General features: G+C 62.0%; 12 protein-coding genes and 1 pseudogene. 8 read left to right on the top strand and 5 right to left on the bottom strand.

Annotated elements, in window-relative coordinates; all coding sequences use genetic code 11:
• Positions 1 to 35: 35 nt before the first annotated feature.
• Positions 36 to 4,931 (bottom strand): alpha-2-macroglobulin family protein, encoded by a 4,896-nt coding sequence (locus TX24_RS02540; RefSeq protein WP_057709640.1) that lies wholly within the window; start codon positions 4,929 to 4,931, stop codon positions 36 to 38.
• Between the two features lie 705 nt (positions 4,932 to 5,636).
• Here TX24_RS02540 and TX24_RS02535 point away from each other — a divergent pair.
• Positions 5,637 to 6,980, top strand: coding sequence for an MATE family efflux transporter (locus TX24_RS02535; protein ID WP_057709639.1), 1,344 nt, complete (start codon positions 5,637 to 5,639; stop codon positions 6,978 to 6,980).
• Between the two features lie 112 nt (positions 6,981 to 7,092).
• Here the strand turns inward: TX24_RS02535 and speA are convergent, their stop codons facing one another.
• The 4 genes from speA to TX24_RS02515 form a co-directional block, all read right to left on the bottom strand.
• Positions 7,093 to 9,006 carry an arginine decarboxylase gene (gene speA, locus TX24_RS02530; RefSeq protein WP_003188203.1) on the bottom strand — a complete coding sequence of 638 codons (1,914 nt, stop codon included), beginning with the start codon at positions 9,004 to 9,006 and terminating at the stop codon, positions 7,093 to 7,095.
• A 143-nt stretch (positions 9,007 to 9,149) separates the two neighbouring features.
• Positions 9,150 to 9,521, bottom strand: coding sequence for a translation initiation factor Sui1 (locus TX24_RS02525; RefSeq protein ID WP_003188201.1), 372 nt, complete (start codon positions 9,519 to 9,521; stop codon positions 9,150 to 9,152).
• A gap of 182 nt (positions 9,522 to 9,703) precedes the next feature.
• A complete protein-coding gene (locus tag TX24_RS02520; protein ID WP_034134796.1) occupies positions 9,704 to 10,240 on the bottom strand; it encodes an NUDIX hydrolase in 537 nt (178 codons plus the stop codon).
• Positions 10,241 to 10,242: 2 nt separating this feature from the next.
• A complete protein-coding gene (locus tag TX24_RS02515; protein ID WP_003188197.1) occupies positions 10,243 to 11,310 on the bottom strand; it encodes a DUF2333 family protein in 1,068 nt (355 codons plus the stop codon).
• Positions 11,311 to 11,608: 298 nt separating this feature from the next.
• On the opposite strand from TX24_RS02515, the gene TX24_RS02510 reads away from it, so the two are divergent.
• The 7 genes and pseudogenes from TX24_RS02510 to TX24_RS02480 all read left to right on the top strand — a co-directional run bounded on the left by TX24_RS02510 (position 11,609) and on the right by TX24_RS02480 (position 20,337).
• Positions 11,609 to 13,279, top strand: coding sequence for a response regulator (locus tag TX24_RS02510; RefSeq protein WP_057709638.1), 1,671 nt, complete (start codon positions 11,609 to 11,611; stop codon positions 13,277 to 13,279).
• Between the two features lie 1,499 nt (positions 13,280 to 14,778).
• A pseudogene (locus tag TX24_RS32870) lies at positions 14,779 to 15,294 on the top strand (methyl-accepting chemotaxis protein); the annotation flags it as partial.
• Between the two features lie 292 nt (positions 15,295 to 15,586).
• On the top strand, positions 15,587 to 16,042 hold the full coding sequence (gene aroQ, locus TX24_RS02500; RefSeq protein WP_003188192.1) for a type II 3-dehydroquinate dehydratase: 456 nt from the start codon (positions 15,587 to 15,589) through the stop codon (positions 16,040 to 16,042).
• A 24-nt stretch (positions 16,043 to 16,066) separates the two neighbouring features.
• A complete protein-coding gene (gene accB / locus TX24_RS02495; RefSeq protein WP_057709636.1) occupies positions 16,067 to 16,531 on the top strand; it encodes an acetyl-CoA carboxylase biotin carboxyl carrier protein in 465 nt (154 codons plus the stop codon).
• Between the two features lie 17 nt (positions 16,532 to 16,548).
• Positions 16,549 to 17,910 carry an acetyl-CoA carboxylase biotin carboxylase subunit gene (gene accC / locus TX24_RS02490; RefSeq protein WP_056782803.1) on the top strand — a complete coding sequence of 454 codons (1,362 nt, stop codon included), beginning with the start codon at positions 16,549 to 16,551 and terminating at the stop codon, positions 17,908 to 17,910.
• Positions 17,911 to 18,177: 267 nt separating this feature from the next.
• Positions 18,178 to 19,056: a 50S ribosomal protein L11 methyltransferase gene (gene prmA / locus TX24_RS02485; RefSeq protein WP_057709635.1), complete on the top strand. Its 879-nt coding sequence runs from the start codon at positions 18,178 to 18,180 to the stop codon at positions 19,054 to 19,056.
• Between the two features lie 30 nt (positions 19,057 to 19,086).
• Positions 19,087 to 20,337 (top strand): DUF3426 domain-containing protein, encoded by a 1,251-nt coding sequence (locus TX24_RS02480; protein ID WP_057709634.1) that lies wholly within the window; start codon positions 19,087 to 19,089, stop codon positions 20,335 to 20,337.
• Positions 20,338 to 20,497: the final 160 nt, after the last annotated feature.

Here is a 20,497-nt window from a genome sequence, read left to right as displayed (position 1 = left end):
GTTTTTCGCGAGCAAGCTCGCTCCTACAGTGGCTTTCAGCGGCCCTTGATCACCATATCCACTGGCGTCTCACCCACTGCCTGCCAGTTCGGCCGATACATCGACTCCACCTGCGGCGGCGGCACGCGGTAAGTTCCCGGTGTCACCGCACGCGCCAGGTACAGCAAGTGCGTGGTGCCATAGCCATCCAGATTCATCGCTGCCACATAGCGATCGTCCCTGAACTCCTGGTGCTTGAGCGAGGCATTCTGCATCGACTCACGCCACTCTTTCACTTGGCTGCTGGCGTTCTCAAGGCTCGCCGCGCTTTGGGCCAGGTTCTGGTTTTCCAGTTCCAGGCCGGCAGGCAACAGGTCAACCACCAGAGCATCCGGTACGCGTTGCTTGGCGCTGACCGCCAAGTGCACCAGTACCAGATCACCGCTGTTGAGGTTACGCAGGTTCAACGGCTGGCCGTTCATGCCCAGGTATTCGCGGCGGATACTCAGGTTGTTGCCACCGGCCGCTGGCGGCACTTGTGGATAACCCGAAACCGTCAATTGTTGGTACACCGGCGCTTCACCCTGATTGCTCAAGGCCAGGTCGCTGGAGAGCAGTGCGCCGTCCAATTGCAACGTCGATTGCTGGTTGTTCAACTCACGCACACCGCCGCTGCCGGTGAGCGACACTTGCCAGTTCGTTTCCGGCTTGGCGAACCCGAGGCGCCCGGCCAGGAACAGCGAATTACGCTCCTGGGTCGACAGGTACGGGCTGGCGGCCAATTGGTCAGACAGGGTGAACAAACGCTCCTCGCGCTGGCCCTTGGCCAAGTCGTTCTCCTCCAGCAACGCCAGGATCATCGCCTGGTCGCGCAACGGGCTGCCGTAGTCGGCCAGCCACTCATTGGCATTGCGCTGCGCCGCCAAGCCGGCCACCAACGCCTGATCCGCGCGTGGCTGGTCACCCATTTTCTGCAGGGCAATGGCCAACTGCACCAGCGGCAAGCCGGAGCGTGCATCGCTGCGCCGTTCGAAAAGACTGCGCAACGCACCCAACGGCGCCTGCTGACTGCGCGCCAACACCATGCCGGCATACGCCTGCACGGCAAACCGGGTGTGTTCAGCGTTGTCGCTGTAATCCACCTCGATCAGGTTACGTTCCTGCACATACCGCAACAGGCGCTCGCTGGCCTTCTTCAAGGCTTCAGGCGGGACGGCAAAACCCTGGTCGCGGGCGCGCAGCAGGAAGTCAGTGACATAGGCAGTCAGCCAATATTCTTCCTCGCCATCGGCGCCCCACAAACCGAAGCTGCCGTTGTAGCGCTGCATGCCCAACAGGCGCTCGATGCCCAACTCGATCTTGCGCTTGCGCTCGGCATCCGGCTCGCCCTTGATGCTCAGGCGCTTGAGCAGCGCGTCGTCGGCGTACAGCGATGGGTACAAGCCACTGGCGGTTTGCTCCAGGCAACCGTAGGGGTACGCCTTGAGTGCACTGATCTGCGCGCCCAGGTTCAACGGCGGCCGGCTCGACAGGCTCAACAACGCCTCACGTCCCGATGCATCGAATTGATCCAGTGCACCCGACGGCAAGCTCCACGGCTGATCCTTGAGCACGGCACGGTAATGCTTGAGCAAGGCCGGGTACGCCGGGCGTACGCCCAAGGTCCATTCGCGGCTGAACGGCGGCAGGTTTTCACCCGGCAAGTCCAGGCCGTTGACGGTGACCGTGACCTTGCCCTGGCCGAGCCCGCCCCAGGCTTGTACCGGAATACGCAACGTGGTGCGCTGGCCTTGCTTGAGTTCAACCGACTGCGCGCCGCTGTTGACCAACTGCAACTGACCTTGCGCGGTCAATTGCACATCGAGCTTCTGGGCCTTGCCCGACAGGTTGGAGAGGTCCAGGGCCAAGGTGGTCTGGTCGCCTCCCGCCAGAAAGCGCGGTGCCGACAATTCGGCAATCAGCGGGGCAGCAATCACGGTCTTGCCTTCGGCCATACCGTAGCGATCCTCGCTCCAGGCTTGGGCCATCAGGCGCAGTTCGCCGTTGAAGTCGGGGATATTGACGCTGACTTCGCCCTCGCCTTTCTCGTTCAAGGTCACCGGGGCGCTTTGCAGGGCGACGATGGTTACGCTGGTGTCCGGACGCTTGCCGCCTTTGGCCAACGCCGCGTCGCCACCAAATGCCAGGCTGGCCAGACGGCCCTGGCCGGCTTCGATCAGTTGCCCATAGATGTCGAACTGGTCGACCCCATAGGCTTTGCGGCCGAACAGGCTGGCGTAGGGATCGGGCGTTGGGTATTCGGTGATATTGAGGATGCCCACGTCCACCGCCGCCAGCAGTACGTGCACCTGTTGAGGCACACTGCCATCGGCGTTTTTGGCGGCGATCTTCACCGTCAGTGGTTGTTTGGGGCGCATTTTTTCTGGCGCGGTGAGGGTCAGGCCGAGTTTGCGCTGGGTGCGATCCAGTGGCAGGTGCAGCAAGCCCACGGCGCGTTTAGGCGTGATGTTGGCTTTGCGCTCGCCGGGGCGAATGACCAGGGCGCTCACATACAGATCATGGCGCGACCATTTCGGGTCGAGCTTCACCGCAAAGCTTTTGCCTTCGGCCGGCACGTCGATTTCCTGCCACCACAGCGGCCCTTCGGCAGACTCCACCAACAGGTAGCCTTTACCGGCAGCCGGTGGCGTGACGGTGACGTTGGCGGTGTCGCCATCGCCATAGGCGGGTTTGTCCAAGGCTAGCTTGACCTGGTCGGGGCGCACGGCGCCGCCTTCGGTGTTGTCCTGGGCCTGGTAGCCGGCCCAGAAGCGCAGGCTGCTGACCAGCCCGGTCTGCGGGTCTTCGACCTCCACGCGGTAAGGGCCCCACTCCACCTGGAAGCTGACCTTGGCGGTGTCGCCCGCCTTGATGTTCAGGCTCTGCTCATCGAGGTTGAGGAATTTCTCGTTGAAGTGGTAGCTCCAGCCGTCATTCTCCGAGTAGTTCCAGTAGTAGTCGCGGCGCTCACGCACCAGGCGCACCTTGAGGTCTTGTGCGGCCAGTTTCTGACCGTCCTGGTTGGCCACCAGCACTTCGAATTCCACCGGGCCATCGCCGTTGGTTTCCTTGCCGTCAAACAACCCGCGCAGGCCCGGCAATTGCTCGGCCGGCCAGATAGGCTGCACCAGGCGCCGGGTGATCGGCCGCCCGCCGGACTCCTGCAGGCTGGCTTGCACGATCAATTGCAGCGGCGACTTGGCCTCGGCCCACTTGCTTTCCAGGGTCAGCGCTTGCTCGCCATTGGCGTCGAGTACGCTTTCGTCCAGTTCGAAATCCTGGCTCAACTCTTCTTCGGTGACGGAACCGAACTGGTAGCCCGGCAGGGATTTGACCGCCTCACGCAGCGGGCGCACATACACCTGGCCACTGACGCGGTTACCGGATGCGGGCGCGCCGTAGAGGTAACGGCCGTTGACCTGGATGACCGGGTTATCCGCCGGGCTCAACGCCGTGTCACTGCCCTTGAGTTCCAGCGCCAGGCGCTCGGGCAGGAAGTCTTCGACGAGGAATTCATAGAGTTGCGGTTTGCCGTCACCGAGGTCGAACACCAACTGCCAACGCCCGGTCGGCGCTTCGCCAGCCAGTTGCAACGGGTATTGATACAGGCCCGACGCGTCGGCCTCCCACACGAACTTGCGACTTACCTGTTCATCCGGGCGCCGCACTTCGACGCTCACTGGCTGAGGCTTCACCGCCTTGCCATCCTTGTCACGCAACAGTGCGTTGAGCAACACAGTTTCGCCGGGGCGATACAGGTCACGTGGGCCGAACACAAAAAATTGCAATGGGTGGGACGGTTGCCCGCCGATATCGAACTCGGCCAGGTCCAGCGCGGCGCTGTCCAGGCGCAGCAGGCTGGTTTGCTCGCCCTGCTTGGCCAGTAACACCTGGGCTTTTTTCGGCAGCGGCAACTCGGCGTGGCCACCGTCTTCGGTCTTGCCCTGGCCGAGCACGCGGCCTTCGGCATCGAGGATTTCCAGTTCGACGCCGTTCAGTGCCTTGCCGCCTTCCAGGGCCTGGGTAAACACATCCAGGCGATTGGCATAGCGGTGCACGGATAGGCCGATATCACTCAAGGTGAACAGGGTGGCCGGTTGCGAATAGTTGTAGGTGCCCGAAGCGCGCATCACCGCCAGATACACGCCCGGCTGCTGCAACTGCTTGAGGCCGGCAATCGGTAGCAACAGGGTTTCGCGGGTATTGCGCGCCGGGTTCAGGTCGAAACGCCCGCCGTACACCAGTTCGGCCATTGGCAGCAGTTCACGGGACTCATAGCTTTGCAGGCTGGTATTACGCCCCCACTGCGCCAGGAACGACGGCAGGGATTCGGGTTTGATCCGAAAGAATTCCACGTCGACCTTGTCGACATTCAACGCGATCACCGGCAGGCCCTCGGCCAGGCGCGTCGGCAACAGGGTGCCACGGCTGGCGAAGCCGACGGTGGCTTGCAGGTCGCGGGTTTCCAGGCGGGCGCTGTATTCGGCGGCGAGGGTGTTGCCGTTGACCGCCTTCACCCCGGCGTCCACGGTCAGCACCAGTTTGCGCTGCGGCTCAAGGTGGCGCAGGCGCAATTCCATCAGGTTATCGGACAGTTCCCAGGCGCCATCGACCTTGCCGGACTTGCTGTCTACCAAGTGCAGCTTGTCGGCGAATTTCTGATCGGGGTCCAAGGGGATGGAAAAGCTCACCGACAAGGTGCTGGCCCCGTCCAACTGCACCTCGGACACGTCCACCACGCTCAGCTCGCGCCCGGCATAGCGTTGCTTCAACGCTGCCACGTCCACCGCAGCTTTCACCGGCTTCGGCGCTGCCGCCACAGGGGGCGCAGGCGGTGCAGCGGGTTTATCGGAAGAATCGCAAGCGCTCAGCAGGGCCAGCGCGCAGGCCAGGAACAGTCCTTTGTTAAGCATGGGGCACTCATAGTCAGAGGGAACCGAGGGGTGAACTATATATCAGCGCCGACCAAGCCGCTGCGGTGCCGGTCACATTGACCGACGGAGGGGCGGTTGGTTCTAGGTAGGCATGAAGCCGAGCCAAATCCCACAACCATTGGCGATCAAGATCAACATGTGGGAGCAACTGGCTTGTCTATCCACACAACTTTGCAGCCTGTAGCACCCGACGGTAACCACGATGCGAAGCGAGCCGCTCTTGATCTGCTCTTGATCTGCTTTTGATCTTGATCTTAAGCGCCCCGTCAAACCACGCTGGCCGGAATTCGACAGGGATTTGGGGGGTAAACCGGCAGGGATGCCGGTTTAGCCGCCCCGCGCCATGGATGGCGCGTGGCGGCGGCCCCCCAAATCACTGGCGGATTACGGGCACACCGAGCCCAAGCGAGGTGCCGAGTGGTGGGGCAAGAGCGCTTTGCTTACTTTCGCGCTTTTCGAAAGTGAGCCGCCGTCAGGGCGGAACCCTAAGTAGCCGTTACCGCAGCAATGGATATATACCCAATCCAACTGTGTCGCCTGCCAGGCCGCCTTCGCGAGCAAGCCCGTTCCCACAGTAGGATCGAAGGGTGTCAAGTAAATAGGCGTCGGCTGGGAGTCCGCCTTCGCAGGCAAGCCAGCTCCCACATTGGCCGGGTACAATGCCGCTCCCCCGAAGGAGACTGCATGTCCACCTTATTGACCGACTGGCGCCACCGCCCCACCCATCGCCGCGTCTGGGCCCTGGCCGCGCCGATGATCCTGTCGAATATCTCGGTGCCGTTGGTGGCCCTGGTGGACAGCATGGTCATCGGCCACCTGCCCCACGCCCACCAACTGGGCGCCGTGGCTGTCGGTGCCAGCCTGTATACCTTCCTCGCCTGGGCCATGGGCTTCCTGCGCATGGGCTCCACCGGCTTCGCCGCCCAAGCCGCCGGGCGCAACGACGGGGCGGCGTTGCGGCAGATTCTGTTGCAAGGCTTGTTGCTGGCGCTGGGCCTGGCGATGCTGCTGGGCACCGTGGGCATTCCATTGAGCCACCTGGCCCTGGAATGGATGCAGCCCTCGCCCGAACTGAACCAACTGACCCGCGAGTTTTTCCACACCCGCCTGTTCGGCCTGCCCGCCGCCCTCGCCAGCTATGCACTGGTCGGCTGGTTCCTCGGCACCCAGAACGCCCGAGCGCCATTGGCGATTTTGCTGACCACCAACCTGGTCAACATCGCGCTTAACCTATGGTTCGTCCTCGGACTGGACTGGGGTGTGGTCGGCTCCGCCCGCGCCTCGGTAATCGCCGAGTGGACCGGCGCCCTACTCGGCCTGGCGCTTACGCAAAAAGCCCTACGTGCCTACCCCGGGCATATTGCTTGGGCCGCCTTGAAACGGTGGCAAAGCTGGCGCCCGTTACTGGCGGTCAACCGCGACATCTTCATCCGCAGCCTGGCACTGCAGTCGGTGTTTTTCATGATCACGGTGCAAGGCGCACGGTTGGGAGATGCCACCGTGGCAGCCAATGCGCTGCTGCTTAACGGCCTGTTACTGACGGCTCATGCATTGGATGGCTTGGCCCACGCGGTCGAAGCCCTGTGCGGCCACGCCATCGGCGCCCGCGACCGACAGGCGTTGCGTCGCTCATTGGTGGTGGCCTGCGGTTGGTCACTGATCGCCAGCGTGGGTTTCGCCCTGCTGTTCACCTTTGGCGGCCATCTGTTCATCGCCATGCAAACCGATATCCCCAGCGTGCGCGAAACCGCCGACATCTATCTGCCCTACCTCGCGGTATTGCCGTTGATTGCAGTGTGGAGTTATCTACTTGATGGCTTGTTTATCGGTGCAACGCGCGCGCGGGAGATGCGCAATGGGATGTTGCTGACGGTGCTGCTGGTACTGCCGATTGCCTGGGCGTTGCAGGGGCTGGGCAACCACGGGTTGTGGTTCACCTTCCTGCTGTTCATGGCGGTGCGCAGCCTGACGCTCTGGGCGATAGCCTGGCGCCTGAATCGGCAAGGACTGTGGCTGGGCGGGAACTGAAGGAACGCAGACCCAAATGTGGGAGCTGGCTTGCCTGCGATGGCGGTGGGTCAGCCCCCTAACGGTTGCCTGACACTCCGCCATCGCGGGCAAGCCCGCTCCCACATTTTTATTACGAGGACAGGTACGAAGAACGCGTCAGGCCCAGGCGCAACGCATCCAGGAACTGGGTGCGCTCCGAGGCCGAGATCTTCGCACTGGCGCACTTGTCACGGTAATGCGTCATCAACTCCTCCGGCGACAAGTGCACATAGCGCAGCATGTCTTCGATGGTGTCGTGGGTCTCGATCCCGGCGCTGTACACCGAACCGTCTTCACGCTGGTAGATGTTCACCGAGTCGGTATCACCGAACAGGTTGTGCATGTCACCCAGGATTTCCTGATACGCGCCGACCAGGAAGATCCCCAGCAGGTAGTCCTCGCCTTCGTTCAAGCCGTGCACCGGCAGGCTGGTTTCGATGCTCTGCTCGTCGACGTATTGCTTGATCTTGCCGTCGGAGTCGCAGGTCAGGTCTTGCAGCACGGCGCGGCGCAGCGGCTCTTCGTCGAGGCGGTGCAGCGGCAGGATAGGCAGCACCTGGCCGATGGCCCAGGTATCCGGCAAGCTCTGGAACACCGAGAAGTTGCAGATGTACTTGTCGGCCAGCTTGTCGTTGAGTTCGTCCAGCACCTGGCGGTGCGAACGCTGGCGGGCTTTCAACGAGTTGTGCAGGCGACGGCACACCGCGAAGTAGCACTGTTCGGCCAGGGCTTTTTCCGCCAGGGTCAGCTTGCCGTCGGCGTACTGGGCCGCCACGTCGCTCATGTAGTGGGTGGCGCGCCAGTAGGTTTCGGTGACCATCTCGATGTCGGTCGGGCCGAGCAGGTCCACCAGCCATTGCACGGTTTCGGGCAGGCTTTCCTTGTTTTCGATGGTCGGGATTTCGTCGTTGTGCTTCTCGACGTCAGTCACCTGCACCACCAGCATGGCGTGGTGAGCGGTCAGGGAGCGGCCGCTTTCGGAGAAGATGTTCGGGTGCGGCAGGCTCTGCGCGTCGCAGAATTCCTTGAGCATGCCCACCACCACGCCGGCGTAGTCGTCCATGTCGTAGTTGATCGAACTGGCGTTGCGCGAGTGGGTACCGTCGTAGTCCACGCCCAGGCCACCGCCGACGTCGATGTGGTCCACCGGCAGGCCGAGGTTGCGCAGTTCGCCGTAGTAACGAATGGCTTCCTTGAACCCGTGCTGGTAGTCAGCCAGGTTGGCGATTTGCGAGCCCATGTGAAAGTGCAGCAAGCGGATGCCCTGGTCCAGGCCGGCCGCGCGGAAGCGCTCGACCACCGACAGCAACTGCGCCGCCGACAGACCGAATTTGGATTTCTCGCCACCGGTGTCTGCCCACTTGCTCGATGCCAGGGACGACAGGCGCACACGCAGGCCCACCTGCGGCTTGACCTTGAGGCTCGCCGCCTCTTCGATCACCAGCCCTACCTCAGACTCTTTCTCGATCACGATGAACACGTTGTGGCCGAGCTTCTGGCCCATCAGCGCCAGGCGGATGAACTCACGATCTTTATAACCGTTGCAGACGATGGTGCCGCCCTTCGGCGCCAAGGCCAACACGGCCAGCAGCTCAGGCTTGGAGCCGGCTTCCAGGCCGATGGAGACGTTCTGGGTGGCAATGATGTTCTCGATCACCGCTTCCTGCTGGTTCACCTTGATCGGGTACAGCGCGGTGTACTTGCTCTGGTATTCCAGGCGCTCGATGTTGGCATCGAAGGCACCAGTCAATTGGCGCACGCGGTCTTGCAGGATATCGGGGAAGCGCACCAGCAGCGGCAACGACAGGCCGCTTTTGCGCAACTCGTCGACTTGCTCGTACAAGTCGACGGGCGTGCTGTTCGGGCCGTTCGGACGAACTTCTACGCGACCGGCTTCATTGATCGCGAAATACCCGGCCCCCCAATGGCGAATCCCGTAAACACTGCGGCTGTCCGCAACTGTCCATTGGCTGCCATCGTCTTTGCGTGTGCGTCGTACGGACATCGAAGTCCCCTATAAATGAAGGCGAAGGCGCCACCTCTCGTTCGAGGCTGGCGCAGTCTAAAGAATGAAAATGACGATTTGCCTGCAAGGGAAGTAGACCCCACTGGCAGGACAGAGTTTAGCCACAGGTTGGGAAGAGGCTTTCAGCCGCCGGACTTCTTGGCCTTGTACCCGAGCTTGATCAGCTCGGCCAACAGCAACTCGACGTGATCGCCCTGGATCTCGATGACCCCGTCTTTCAACGCGCCACCGGTGCCACAGCGCTTTTTCAGCGAGGTGGCCAGTTCCTTCAGGGCCTCTTCAGCCAGGGGCACGCCGGTGATGGTGGTCACCGTCTTGCCGCCACGGCCTTTGCTCTCGCGACGCACGCGGGCAATACCGTCGCCTTCGGGGATCAGGGTCTGTTTGCAGGTGCACGAATCCACGGGCTGACGACAGTCCGGGCAGTGTCGACCTGCGTCGGTGGAAAATACCAGGCCACCAAGGGCGGCGAAGGATGCGGCTTTTTTGGCCACCGGCAATCCTCTTGGGAGGATGAAGACTGATCGGCGCCACACAAGGCGGTGACCGACCGCGAAGCCCCACTCAGGCAGGGGCAGCGCTACCGAACCGCTAATGTGGTTCGGGTGAAAAGGCGCGCAGTGTAACGGCAAAAAGCCGACTTGCTAAGAGCCAAATGGCGCCATTTTTTGCAACTTTAGCGACGCGAGGCCAGATAGCGCCGCAACCCTTCCTGGGCGTCCGGGCAGTAGGGCTTTTGTTCGGCCTCCTGCTGGATGATTTCGATGCTTAAAAACCGCGCTTCCATGACCTCCTCGGGCTGCAGGCGCAGGGGGCCGTCCCAGAGGGCGGAGTAGGATTTGCACCAAAGCCGACTGTCGCCATCCTCAAAATAGAAATGGTCATGTTCGGTCAAGGGCACACCGCTGACGCCCAACTCCTCTTCCAGCTCGCGGGCTGCCGAAACGGCATAACTCTCACCTTTGGCCACCATCCCACCCGCCGCCGTATCCCAATATCCTGGATACAACGCCTTGCTCAGCGTGCGCCGGTGCACACACAGCTCGCCTCTGGAATTGAACAGGAAGATAAAGGTGCAACGGCCGATCAAGCCGCGCTGGCGCAGGTCAGACCTGACCAGGTGGCCGAGCAGGTGGTCCTGCTCGTCGACCCAGCAGATCAGTTCAGCATCGGAAGCCGCTCGGTGTGCGGCCTCCTTTTGAGTAGCGTCCATCATCAACCCTGGTTGAGGAGCTGACGCAAGTCGATCACTGCAGCGTTTGCCCGGGAAATGTAGTTGGCCATCACCAGCGAATGGTTCGCCAGTACACCGAAGCCACTGCCGTTAAGAATCATAGGACTCCATACCGGTTCCTGCGAGGCCTCCAGCTCACGAATGATCTGGCGCACGCTGACGGTGGCGTTTTTCTTGGCCAGTACGTCGGCAAAATCGACTTCGATGGCACGCAACAGATGGGACAGGGCCCACGCCTGGCCGCGCGCTTCGTAGAACACGTTGTCGATCTGCATCCATGGGGTCTCCACCACTTCTTCATCGACCTGGGGCACTTCACCCGGCGCCAGCGCCTCAGTTTTCAGCGCAGTGTTCAGCTTGACCCGGCCCACACTGGCCGACAGGCGCTGGGACAGCGAACCCAAACGGGTGGCCACATCGCCCAGCCAGTTGTTGAGGTTGTCGGCACGCGCATAAAACAGCGCGCCGCGCTGGTTCGGGTCAGACAGGCGCGCTTCGTAGCGGCTCAGGGAATTGATGCCTTCCTGGTATTCCGACTCACTGGAAGGCAGCACCCAGCTCTTGTTATCGAAGTTGAAGCGCGGCTCGGCCTTGGCCAAGTCAGCGTCTTCAGCCGACTGCGACTGGGAGCGAGCAAAGTCTTTACGCAGGGCACGAGTGAGGTCACGCACCTGCACCAGCACGCCGTATTCCCAGCTTGGCATGTTGTCCATCCACAAGCCCGGCGGGAAACGGTCGTTGGAAATATAACCGCCCGGTTTGTTCAGCAAGGTGCCGACCACGGTCTTGAGGGTTTCGACGGTGGTATAGCCGACCACCATCTGCTTGCCTTCCTTCTCGGCGGCAAGCTGGGCATTTTGCTGCACCGGAAACAGCGCCGGCTCCTGGCTCCAGTACCAACCCAGGCCACCGGTGACCAGCAGGTACAGGCCGATGATGCTGAGCAAAGCCCGGCTCATCAGCAAGTTGCGAAAATAGCTGCGGTTGGCCGACTTGGGCTCAGGGGCGGGGCCTTTGGCACTGCCTTCACGGTTTTTCCAGTCCAGCATGGCGATATCCTTTCAATCACTTGAGTTCATGCACGTCAATTGTCCGGGTGCGTTCAGACACTCCGACCACAACCCTACCCCATCGTGCCCGTCGGTGCGGGGCTTTTACACGAAAGTGGCGCACCGGGCCGCTTGGACTATAAAGGATGCACACCTTTCACGCTGGGCGACCAGCCGGTCAATAACTGAATCTCAGGCATGCAGACTTAATTGACGTATGACACTCATCTATCAGAAAAGAGGTGCTAGCATAGCGCCATCAGTCGACCTCAGCATGCACCCTCACAGTAGTCAGGATATGACCGAGTCAGAAGACCCCAGCCGCGAGCGTCTCAAGCAGCACTTTGCCCAGCGGGTAATTCATCAGGCACGTCAAATTCTTGAGATCTGGCAGCGCCTGCAGCGCAGCGAGTGGTCGAACGCCGACTTTTCCGAACTCAGCGAAGCCAACCTGCGCCTGCAGCGCTTCGCCGAACGCTTCGAACAGCCCGAACACACGCAACTGGCACGGCATATCAGTGAATCCCTGCAAGCAGTGGATGAGAACCGTGGCCGCCTGAGCAGCCAACTGATCACCGAGCTCAACCGTTTGATGCAACGCCTGTCCCGCACCGGCCTGCGCCAGGGCGATCAGCTTGAGCAAACCTTCCTGCCGCCGATGCGCAAGCCGATCTACGTGATGCTCGCCGACCATGACCGCGCCGAGCGCCTGGCCAAGCAGCTCGAATTCTTTGGCATGAGCGCCCACGCTCTGGACAGCGTCGCCGCCTTTCGCGCGGCCATGACCGAGCGATTGCCGTCGGCGATCGTGATGGACGTGGACTTCTGCGGCACGGGGCTGGGCCTGAAGCTCGCCGCAGAAGCCCAAGAAGGCCTGGAGCACAAGCTGCCGCTGTTGTTTTTCAGCCTGCACGAAACCGACACCCCGACGCGCCTGGCCGCCGTGCGCGCCGGTGGCGAAGAGTTTCTGACCGGCACCTTGGAAGCCTCAAGCCTGCTGGAAAAGATCGAAGTGCTGACCTGCGCGGCCCAGTACGAACCGTACAAAGTGCTGATCATCGACGATTCGCGGGCCCAGGCGCTGCACACCGAACGCCTGCTCAACAGTGCCGGCATTGTCACCCGCACCTTGATCGAACCGATCCAGGCCATGGCCGAGCTGGCGGATTTCCAGCCCGACCTGATCATCCTCGACATGTACATGCCTGCCTGTACCGGCACCGAACTGGCCAAGGTGATTCGCCACAACGACCGCTACGTCAGCGTGCCCATCATCTACCTGTCGGCTGAAGACGACCTGGATAAGCAGCTGGATGCGATGAGCGAGGGCGGTGACGATTTCCTCACCAAACCGATCAAGCCGCGTCACCTGATCACCACCGTGCGCAACCGTGCGTCGCGTGCACGCAACCTGAAGGCACGGATGGTGCGCGACAGCCTGACCGGGCTTTACAACCACACACATATCCTGCAACTGCTCGAAGATTGCAGCTTCCGCGCCCGCCGCGAGAACAAGCCTCTTAGCTTTGCCATGCTCGATATCGACCACTTCAAGCGCGTCAATGACAGCCACGGCCACCCTATGGGCGACCGGGTGATCAAGAGCCTGGCACTGTTTCTCAAGCAGCGTTTGCGCAAGACCGATTACATCGGCCGCTACGGCGGTGAAGAGTTCGCCATCGTGATGCCCGACACCGACCTGGAATCGGCCTGCAAGGTGCTGGACGACATTCGTCGGCGCTTTGCAGAAATCCACTACCCCGCCCAACCGCAGGATTTGTGGTGCACCTTCAGCGCCGGCCTGGTGGAGCTGTGCGACGGTTCCGACAGCTTAATGATGGCCGCCCAGGCTGACGAAGCGCTGTACCGCGCCAAGGACGCCGGACGCAATCGAGTGCAAGCCGCTCGCACATCAAAGCAAAGTGCCATCTTTTCACCAGAATCCACCGATTCGGTCATAACGCTGTAATACAAACGCAATAAATTCAGGCGCTTATCTCTTGCCGTCGGTTGAAACCCCGCATGCGCCTGAAGCTGCTGACCAATCTCAATACCCTTCTGCTGGTGGCTGTGTGCCTGGCCCTCGGGGCGACACTATGGTGGTCGCAACGGGCGCTGGAGCGCCCGTACTTGTTGATGGAGCGCTACCTCGGCTTGTCCCAGATCTTTCAAAACCAGGCTGCTCGTAACATCGAGGACTACTTGGCCAGCGGCGATGCCCTGCGCCTGAGCAGTGCCACCCAGAGCCTGGAAAGCCTGCAGCTGCAACTGGGCGAACTGCCGCCCGAATTGGCGCAAAGCCTGCGGCCCAGCCTCGCGGAGTTGGAGACCTTCAGCAAGACCGACCTGTTGGCCGCCGGTAAATTGGCTGGCGACCCGCAAGCCCTGTTGCTGCAAGCCGAACGAGAACTGGGCGCGAACCTGGAACAACTGACCCAGTACGCCAGCGGCGTCAATTCTGCGGAGGCTGCGCGCTATATGCCGCCATTGCTCGCCGCCTCACAGCACCTGGGCAAGCTGTCTCTGGCCCGCGACAAGCTGGTCAGCAGCGGGCGCGCCGAGTTGGCTGCGGATGTCGAGCGCGAAGTGACCAACCTGAGAACCCAGGCCGACCTGCTCGGGCAACTGCCCTTATTGGGAATAAAGGCCAGCGCAGAATCCAACACCGACGATTTTTCCGCGCTGATGGGCCTGGAAAACACCGAAAAAACCGAAGCCCAGGACACTGGCGTCGACCTCAAGCGCGAACTCAACAGCCTGCTGACCCGCTACCCCGCCGAGCTGCAACGCACCCGTGAACAGATCCAGCAACGCGCCGATCTCGCCGCCAGCACCCATCTGAAAATCACCAACGTGCAACACGCCATCGCCGGCCTCGAACCCGTGGTGCGCGCGCAACACGCGAAGATTCAGGGTGAAGTACGCGTGATGCAGGGTGTGATGATTGGCCTGATCCTGCTGATCGCATTGCTGATCGACACCCTGCAACGCCGCCTGGCGCGCGTGTTGACCAACCTGGCGCCGGCCTTGTCGACCTGGGCCGAAGGCGACTTCAGCCAACCGATTGACTTAGGCAAGACCAACCGCGAGCTGCACGATATCGAGGCCTCCCTTAACCGCCTGCGCGCCTACCTGGTGGACCTGGTCGGCACCATCCGTGGCAATGCCGAAGAAGTGGCGGGCAGCAGCCGCGCCCTGGCCGAACTGAGCAGCGGCCTGCACGACAGCGCCGAACGCCAGGCCGGCGACACCGCGCAAATCCGTGATTCCCTGGGCGAGCTGGAAGCCACCATCCAGCAAGTTGCCGGGGATGCCAGCCAGGCAGCCGGAGCCAGCCGCAGTGCGGGCCAAGCCGTGGAGCAAGGGCAGCGCGTGATCGGCCTGAGCCTCACCGGGTTGCATGCCTTGGTGGGTGAAGTGCAGCAAAATGCGCAAATGATCGAAAAACTCGCGCAAGAGTCCGCCACCATCGGCGGCGTGCTCACGGTGATTCGCTCGATTGCCGACCAGACCAACCTGCTGGCCCTCAACGCCGCCATCGAAGCCGCCCGCGCCGGTGAGGCAGGGCGTGGTTTCGCCGTGGTGGCCGACGAGGTGCGCTCCCTGGCACAGCGTACCGCCGGCGCCACCGCCGAAATCCAGGGCCTGATCGCCGGCCTGCAAACCGCCGCGCACCAGTCGGTAGAAGGCATGCGCGCCCAAGTCGAACACGCCGAAGCCACCGCCCAGCAAGCCCAGGCGGCGGATGGCGCGCTGGATGAGATCGTCGGGGCGATCCAGACCATCTCGGATACCGCCGTACGCATTGCCGATGTGACCGCGCAACAGAGTGGCGCCGTGAGCGAGATACGCGACAACAGTGAGCGGATTCATCAATTGGGTGAGGATAATTTGCTGCGTATTGGCCAGGGTCGCAGCCAGGGCGAACACCTGCTGGTGCTGGGCGGGCAGCTTACTACCGCCGTGCAAGCCTTCCGCGTCTGACCCGTTCCAATGTGGGAGCTGGCTGATCGTTTCCACGCTCCGCGTGGGAATGTCGCCCCAGACGCTCCGCGTCCCGCTTTAAAGCCGTGACGCAGAGCATCACTGGATGCGTGCCCACGCGGAGCGTGGGCACGATCAGCTCCCACACTGACCAAATGCCGGCTCCCAGTCACAAATTTTGCGCAATCCTCGCTAATCGTGCCGGCTACTGCATAGAACTGGACAGTCACAAAGGCTTTGCGGCATAGTCGCCGGGTTCTGACGCACCCACACCAATAACAAGGAACAGCCAATGGCGACCTTACTGGTTCTTCACGGACCCAACCTGAACCTGCTCGGCACCCGTGAACCGGGCGTCTACGGGGCAGTGACCCTCGACCAGATCAACCTCGACCTGGAAAAAAGGGCCCGTGAAGCCGGCCACCATTTGCTCTACCTGCAAAGCAATGCCGAGTATGAATTGATTGATCGCATCCATGCCGCGCGCGGCGAAGGCGTGGACTTTATTCTGATCAATCCCGCCGCTTTTACGCATACAAGCGTTGCATTACGTGACGCGTTGCTGGCGGTGAGCATCCCATTCATCGAAGTGCATTTATCGAACGTGCACAAACGCGAAGCTTTCCGCCATCACTCTTACTTCTCCGACGTAGCGGTAGGAGTGATCTGCGGCCTTGGCGCCAGCGGTTACCGACTGGCCCTGGAGGCCGCCCTGGAACACATTGAAGAACAGGCTAAACGCCCCTGACCGACCCTTGGGAGTTGATGATTCATGGATATCCGTAAAGTTAAGAAACTGATCGAACTGCTGGAAGAATCCGGTATCGACGAGCTGGAAATCAAGGAAGGCGAAGAGTCCGTACGGATCAGCCGTCACAGCAAGACCCCGGCCCAACAGTTCTACGCGCCACAGATGCAAGCACCGGCTCCAGCCGCTGCTGCTCCGGCTCCCGCGCCTGCTGCCGCCGCTGCACCTGCCGCCCCAGCCGCGCCTGCGCTGAATGGCTTCGTGGTCAAGTCGCCAATGGTCGGTACTTTCTACCGCACCCCGGCACCGACCTCGCCAGCCTTCGTTGAAGTGGGCAAGACCGTGAAAGTGGGCGACACCATCTGCATCGTTGAAGCGATGAAAATGATGAACCACATCACCGCGGAAAAAGCCGGCGTCATTGAATCCATCCTGGTAGAAAACGGTCAGCCGGTTGAGTACGACCAGCCGCTGTTCACCATCGTTTGAACCGCGGAGCGCCTTCGATGTTGAAACCTGCGAAGAAACTGCAAAAAGTCCTGATCGCTAACCGCGGCGAGATCGCGCTGCGTATCCTGCGCGCCTGTAAGGAAGAGGGCATCAAGACCGTCGCTGTTTACTCGACGGCCGATACCGAATTGATGCACGTGAAGCTGGCGGACGAAAGCATTTGCATCGGCCCGCCACTGGCCACGAACTCGTACCTGAAAGTCTCGAACATCATCGCCGCGGCAGAAGTGACCGGCGCTGATGGCATCCACCCAGGCTACGGCTTCCTCGCGGAAAACGCCGATTTTGCCGAACAAGTGGAAAAATCCGGGTTTGCCTTCATCGGCCCCAAAGCCGAAACCATTCGCCTGATGGGCGACAAGGTCTCGGCCAAGGACGCCATGATCGCGGCCGGCGTGCCAACCGTTCCAGGCTCCGACGGCCCACTGCCTGAAGACGAGGAAACCGCTCTGCGCATTGGTCGCGAAGTCGGCTACCCGGTGATCATCAAGGCCGCCGGTGGCGGTGGTGGTCGCGGCATGCGCGTGGTGCACAAGGAAGAAGAGCTGATCGAAGCCGCCAAGCAGACCCGCTCCGAAGCGGGCGCCTGGTTCGGCAACCCGATGGTCTACCTGGAGAAGTACCTGACCAACCCACGTCACGTGGAAGTCCAGGTACTGTCCGACGGCCAGGGCCACGCCATCCACCTGGGCGACCGCGATTGCTCGCTGCAACGTCGTCACCAGAAGGTATTGGAAGAAGCCCCGGCACCGGGCCTGGACGAGAAAGCCCGCCAGGAAGTCCTGGCACGCTGCGTCAAGGCGTGCATCGACATCAACTACCGTGGCGCCGGTACTTTCGAGTTCCTCTACGAGAACGGCCGCTTCTACTTCATCGAGATGAACACTCGCGTGCAGGTAGAGCACCCGGTATCGGAGATGGTCACCGGTATCGACATCGTCAAGGAGATGCTGAGCATCGCCGCTGGCAACGTGCTGTCCTTCACCCAGGACGACGTGAAGATGCACGGCCACTCCCTGGAGTGCCGCATCAACGCCGAAGACCCGAAAACCTTTATCCCAAGCCCTGGCCTGGTCAAGCATTTCCACGCGCCAGGCGGCAACGGCGTACGTGTGGATTCGCACCTGTACAGCGGCTACAAGGTTCCGTCCAACTACGACTCACTGATCGGCAAGCTGATCACCTGGGGCGCGACCCGCGACGAGGCCATGGCCCGTATGCGCAACGCCCTGGACGAAATCGTGGTCGACGGCATCAAGACCAACATCCCACTGCACCGGGACCTGGTACGTGATGAAGGCTTCTGCGAAGGTGGTGTGAACATTCACTACCTGGAACACAAGCTGGCCAACCAGTAAGTGCTCCACCCAACAAAGCCGCCTTCGGGCGGTTTTGTTGTTTGTGGGCCACCGACCCCTGATCGTTCCCACGCTCCGCGTGGGAACGCCTCTTGTGGCGCTCCGCGCCACGCCTTAACAACGGGACGCGGAGCGTCCGAGGCGGCATTCCCACGCCGAGCGTGGGAACGATCGTCGGCGCAGTCGTCTTCTGGCTTGCTCTCGCGTAAACTTGCGCGCTTTCGCGGCCAGCCCGCCGCACACTCATTTTATTCAAAGGTGCCCGCCATGCCTTGGCTGCAAGTCCGTCTCGCCATCAGCCCAGAACAAGCCGAAACCTACGAAGACGCGTTCCTCGAAGTGGGCGCCGTGTCGGTGACCTTCATGGACGCCGAAGACCAGCCGATCTTCGAACCGGAACTCAATACCACGCCGCTGTGGTCCCACACCCACTTGCTGGCCCTGTTCGAAGACGGCACCGACGCCGCCGCCGTGCTGGCCCATATGGAACTGCTCACCGGCGGCCCGCTGCCCGAGCATCACAGCGAAGTCATCGAAGACCAGGACTGGGAACGCAGCTGGATGGATAACTTCCAGCCCATGCGTTTCGGCCAGCGCCTGTGGATCGTGCCAAGCTGGCACGCCGCTCCAGAGCCAGACGCCGTCAACCTGCTGCTGGACCCGGGCCTGGCGTTCGGCACCGGCACCCACCCGACCACCGCCTTGTGCCTGGAATGGCTGGACGGCCAGGACCTGACCGACAGCAACGTTTTGGACTTCGGCTGCGGCTCGGGGATTTTGGCAATCGCCGCCCTGCTGCTGGGCGCCAAGGAGGCCGTGGGCACCGATATCGACGTGCAGGCCCTGGAAGCCTCCCGCGATAACGCCGGGCGCAATAACATTGCCGAAGGCAAATTCCCACTCTACCTGCCTGAAGACCTGCCCCAGGTTCAGGCCGACGTACTGGTGGCCAATATTCTCGCCGGGCCACTGGTGTCGCTGGCGCCGCAACTGTCGAGCCTGGTCAAGCCGGGCGGGCGCCTGGCGCTGTCGGGCATCCTGGCCGAGCAAGGTGAAGACGTGGCGGCGGCCTACGCCAAGAACTTCGAGCTGGACCCGATCGCCAACCGTGATGGCTGGGTACGCATCAGCGGTCGTCGGCGCTAGAATGAGCGCTTGCCTGAATCGGATGGCCGCATGACCGACAGTTTCGTCACCCAGTGCCCACATTGCCAATCGCGCTTTCGCGTCAACCACGCTCAATTGAGCGTGGCCCGCGGCGTGGTGCGTTGCGGCTCGTGCCTGCAAGTGTTCAACGCCGCTCGCCAGTTGCTGGAGCAACGGGCCCAGGCGTCTGCGCCGGAGCCTGAAGTGCCGACCACCGCCGAGCCGGCCACCGAGCCGACTGTCGAAACGCCTCCCGAGCCACCGCGGGCCATCAGCCAGAAGCAGTGGACGGCCGAAGAGCTGGACCTGGATAACCTGGACAAGGAACTGGCCAGGCTGGAACGTCGCGAGATCCAGCACACCCAGGCCGTGGGCGCAGAACGTCGCCAGCCAGGTGCCGACCGTCGGCAAAAGGAAGAGTCCTTCAGCGCCAGCCGCGATACGGTCAAGGCCGAGGAAGAAAAATGGGCGGCCAGCCTGTTCAGTGAGCCACCCGAAGAGCGCACCCAGGCACCTGAAGAAGAGCCCGAGCCGGCCAAGGCTCCTGCGTCCAAACAGCGCACCGAACCGTCCATGTCGGCCCACACCGACGACCTCGATGACGAACCGGCTCTGCACGCCACCGCCGTGGATGACGACCTCGACCCGCCGCTGACCCCCACCCTCGACGAGCCGGAACCCGAAGACCGCGCGTTCGCGCGACGCAAGCGCGCAAGAACGGAGGCCGGCGCACACGACGAGCTGCTCCAGGACCTGGAAGACGACCCTCTGCACCTGTATGCACAGAAGCGCCCGTCAGGCTGGGGCCGCCGCCTGGTCTGGATAGTGCTGGTAGTGCTCGCTGCCGCAGGCCTGGCCGGCCAGTACATCGCCTACCAATTCGACGACCTGGCCCGCCAGGATGCCTACCGCCCGTGGTTCCAGGCGCTGTGCCCGAAACTGGGATGCACCGTGCCATCGCGGGTCGACATTACCCATATCAAGAGCAGCAACCTGGTGGTGCGCAGCCATCCCGAGTTCGCCGGGGCGCTGGTGGTGGATGCCATCCTCTATAACCGCGCGACCTTCTCCCAGCCCTTCCCGCTGCTGGAGCTACGCTTTGCGGACCTGAACGGCGGCCTGATTGCCAGTCGTCGCTTCAAGCCCGCCGAATACCTGAGCGGCGAGTTGGCCGGCGTCAGCGAAATGCCCTCGCAGACGCCGATCCACATCTCCCTGGACATCCTGGACCCCGGCAACAAAGCCGTGAATTACAGCCTGAGCTTCCATTCGCCCGAGTGAAACGGCGTGCCCACCGAGGTTTGACGGCGGATTATTGACTTGGCCGCCGTCGACCAAACCGATGGCGATAAAGAAGTAACTGTTCAGATTTTATCCAATTCAGCCTTTAACCCGTCATCGAGAGCGGGTATCATGCCAACCCTTTTTCGAACTCTAATGA

The organism is Pseudomonas lactis, assembly GCF_001439845.1.
Taxonomy (GTDB): domain Bacteria; phylum Pseudomonadota; class Gammaproteobacteria; order Pseudomonadales; family Pseudomonadaceae; genus Aquipseudomonas; species Aquipseudomonas lactis.
Note: the sequence above shows the minus strand (reverse complement) of the source record. Positions and strands in the feature narration are given on the sequence as shown.

What these genes read in the sequence shown, in the direction of transcription:
- TX24_RS02540 (WP_057709640.1), bottom strand. Translation starts at nt 4,931, where the DNA reads ATGCTTAACAAAGGACTGTTCCTGGCCTGCGCGCTGGCCCTGCTGAGC.
- TX24_RS02535 (WP_057709639.1), top strand. Translation starts at nt 5,637, where the DNA reads ATGTCCACCTTATTGACCGACTGGCGCCACCGCCCCACCCATCGCCGC.
- speA (WP_003188203.1), bottom strand. Translation starts at nt 9,006, where the DNA reads ATGTCCGTACGACGCACACGCAAAGACGATGGCAGCCAATGGACAGTT.
- TX24_RS02520 (WP_034134796.1), bottom strand. Translation starts at nt 10,240, where the DNA reads ATGGACGCTACTCAAAAGGAGGCCGCACACCGAGCGGCTTCCGATGCT.
- TX24_RS02515 (WP_003188197.1), bottom strand. Translation starts at nt 11,310, where the DNA reads ATGCTGGACTGGAAAAACCGTGAAGGCAGTGCCAAAGGCCCCGCCCCT.
- TX24_RS02510 (WP_057709638.1), top strand. Translation starts at nt 11,609, where the DNA reads ATGACCGAGTCAGAAGACCCCAGCCGCGAGCGTCTCAAGCAGCACTTT.
- aroQ (WP_003188192.1), top strand. Translation starts at nt 15,587, where the DNA reads ATGGCGACCTTACTGGTTCTTCACGGACCCAACCTGAACCTGCTCGGC.
- accB (WP_057709636.1), top strand. Translation starts at nt 16,067, where the DNA reads ATGGATATCCGTAAAGTTAAGAAACTGATCGAACTGCTGGAAGAATCC.
- accC (WP_056782803.1), top strand. Translation starts at nt 16,549, where the DNA reads ATGTTGAAACCTGCGAAGAAACTGCAAAAAGTCCTGATCGCTAACCGC.
- prmA (WP_057709635.1), top strand. Translation starts at nt 18,178, where the DNA reads ATGCCTTGGCTGCAAGTCCGTCTCGCCATCAGCCCAGAACAAGCCGAA.
- TX24_RS02480 (WP_057709634.1), top strand. Translation starts at nt 19,087, where the DNA reads ATGACCGACAGTTTCGTCACCCAGTGCCCACATTGCCAATCGCGCTTT.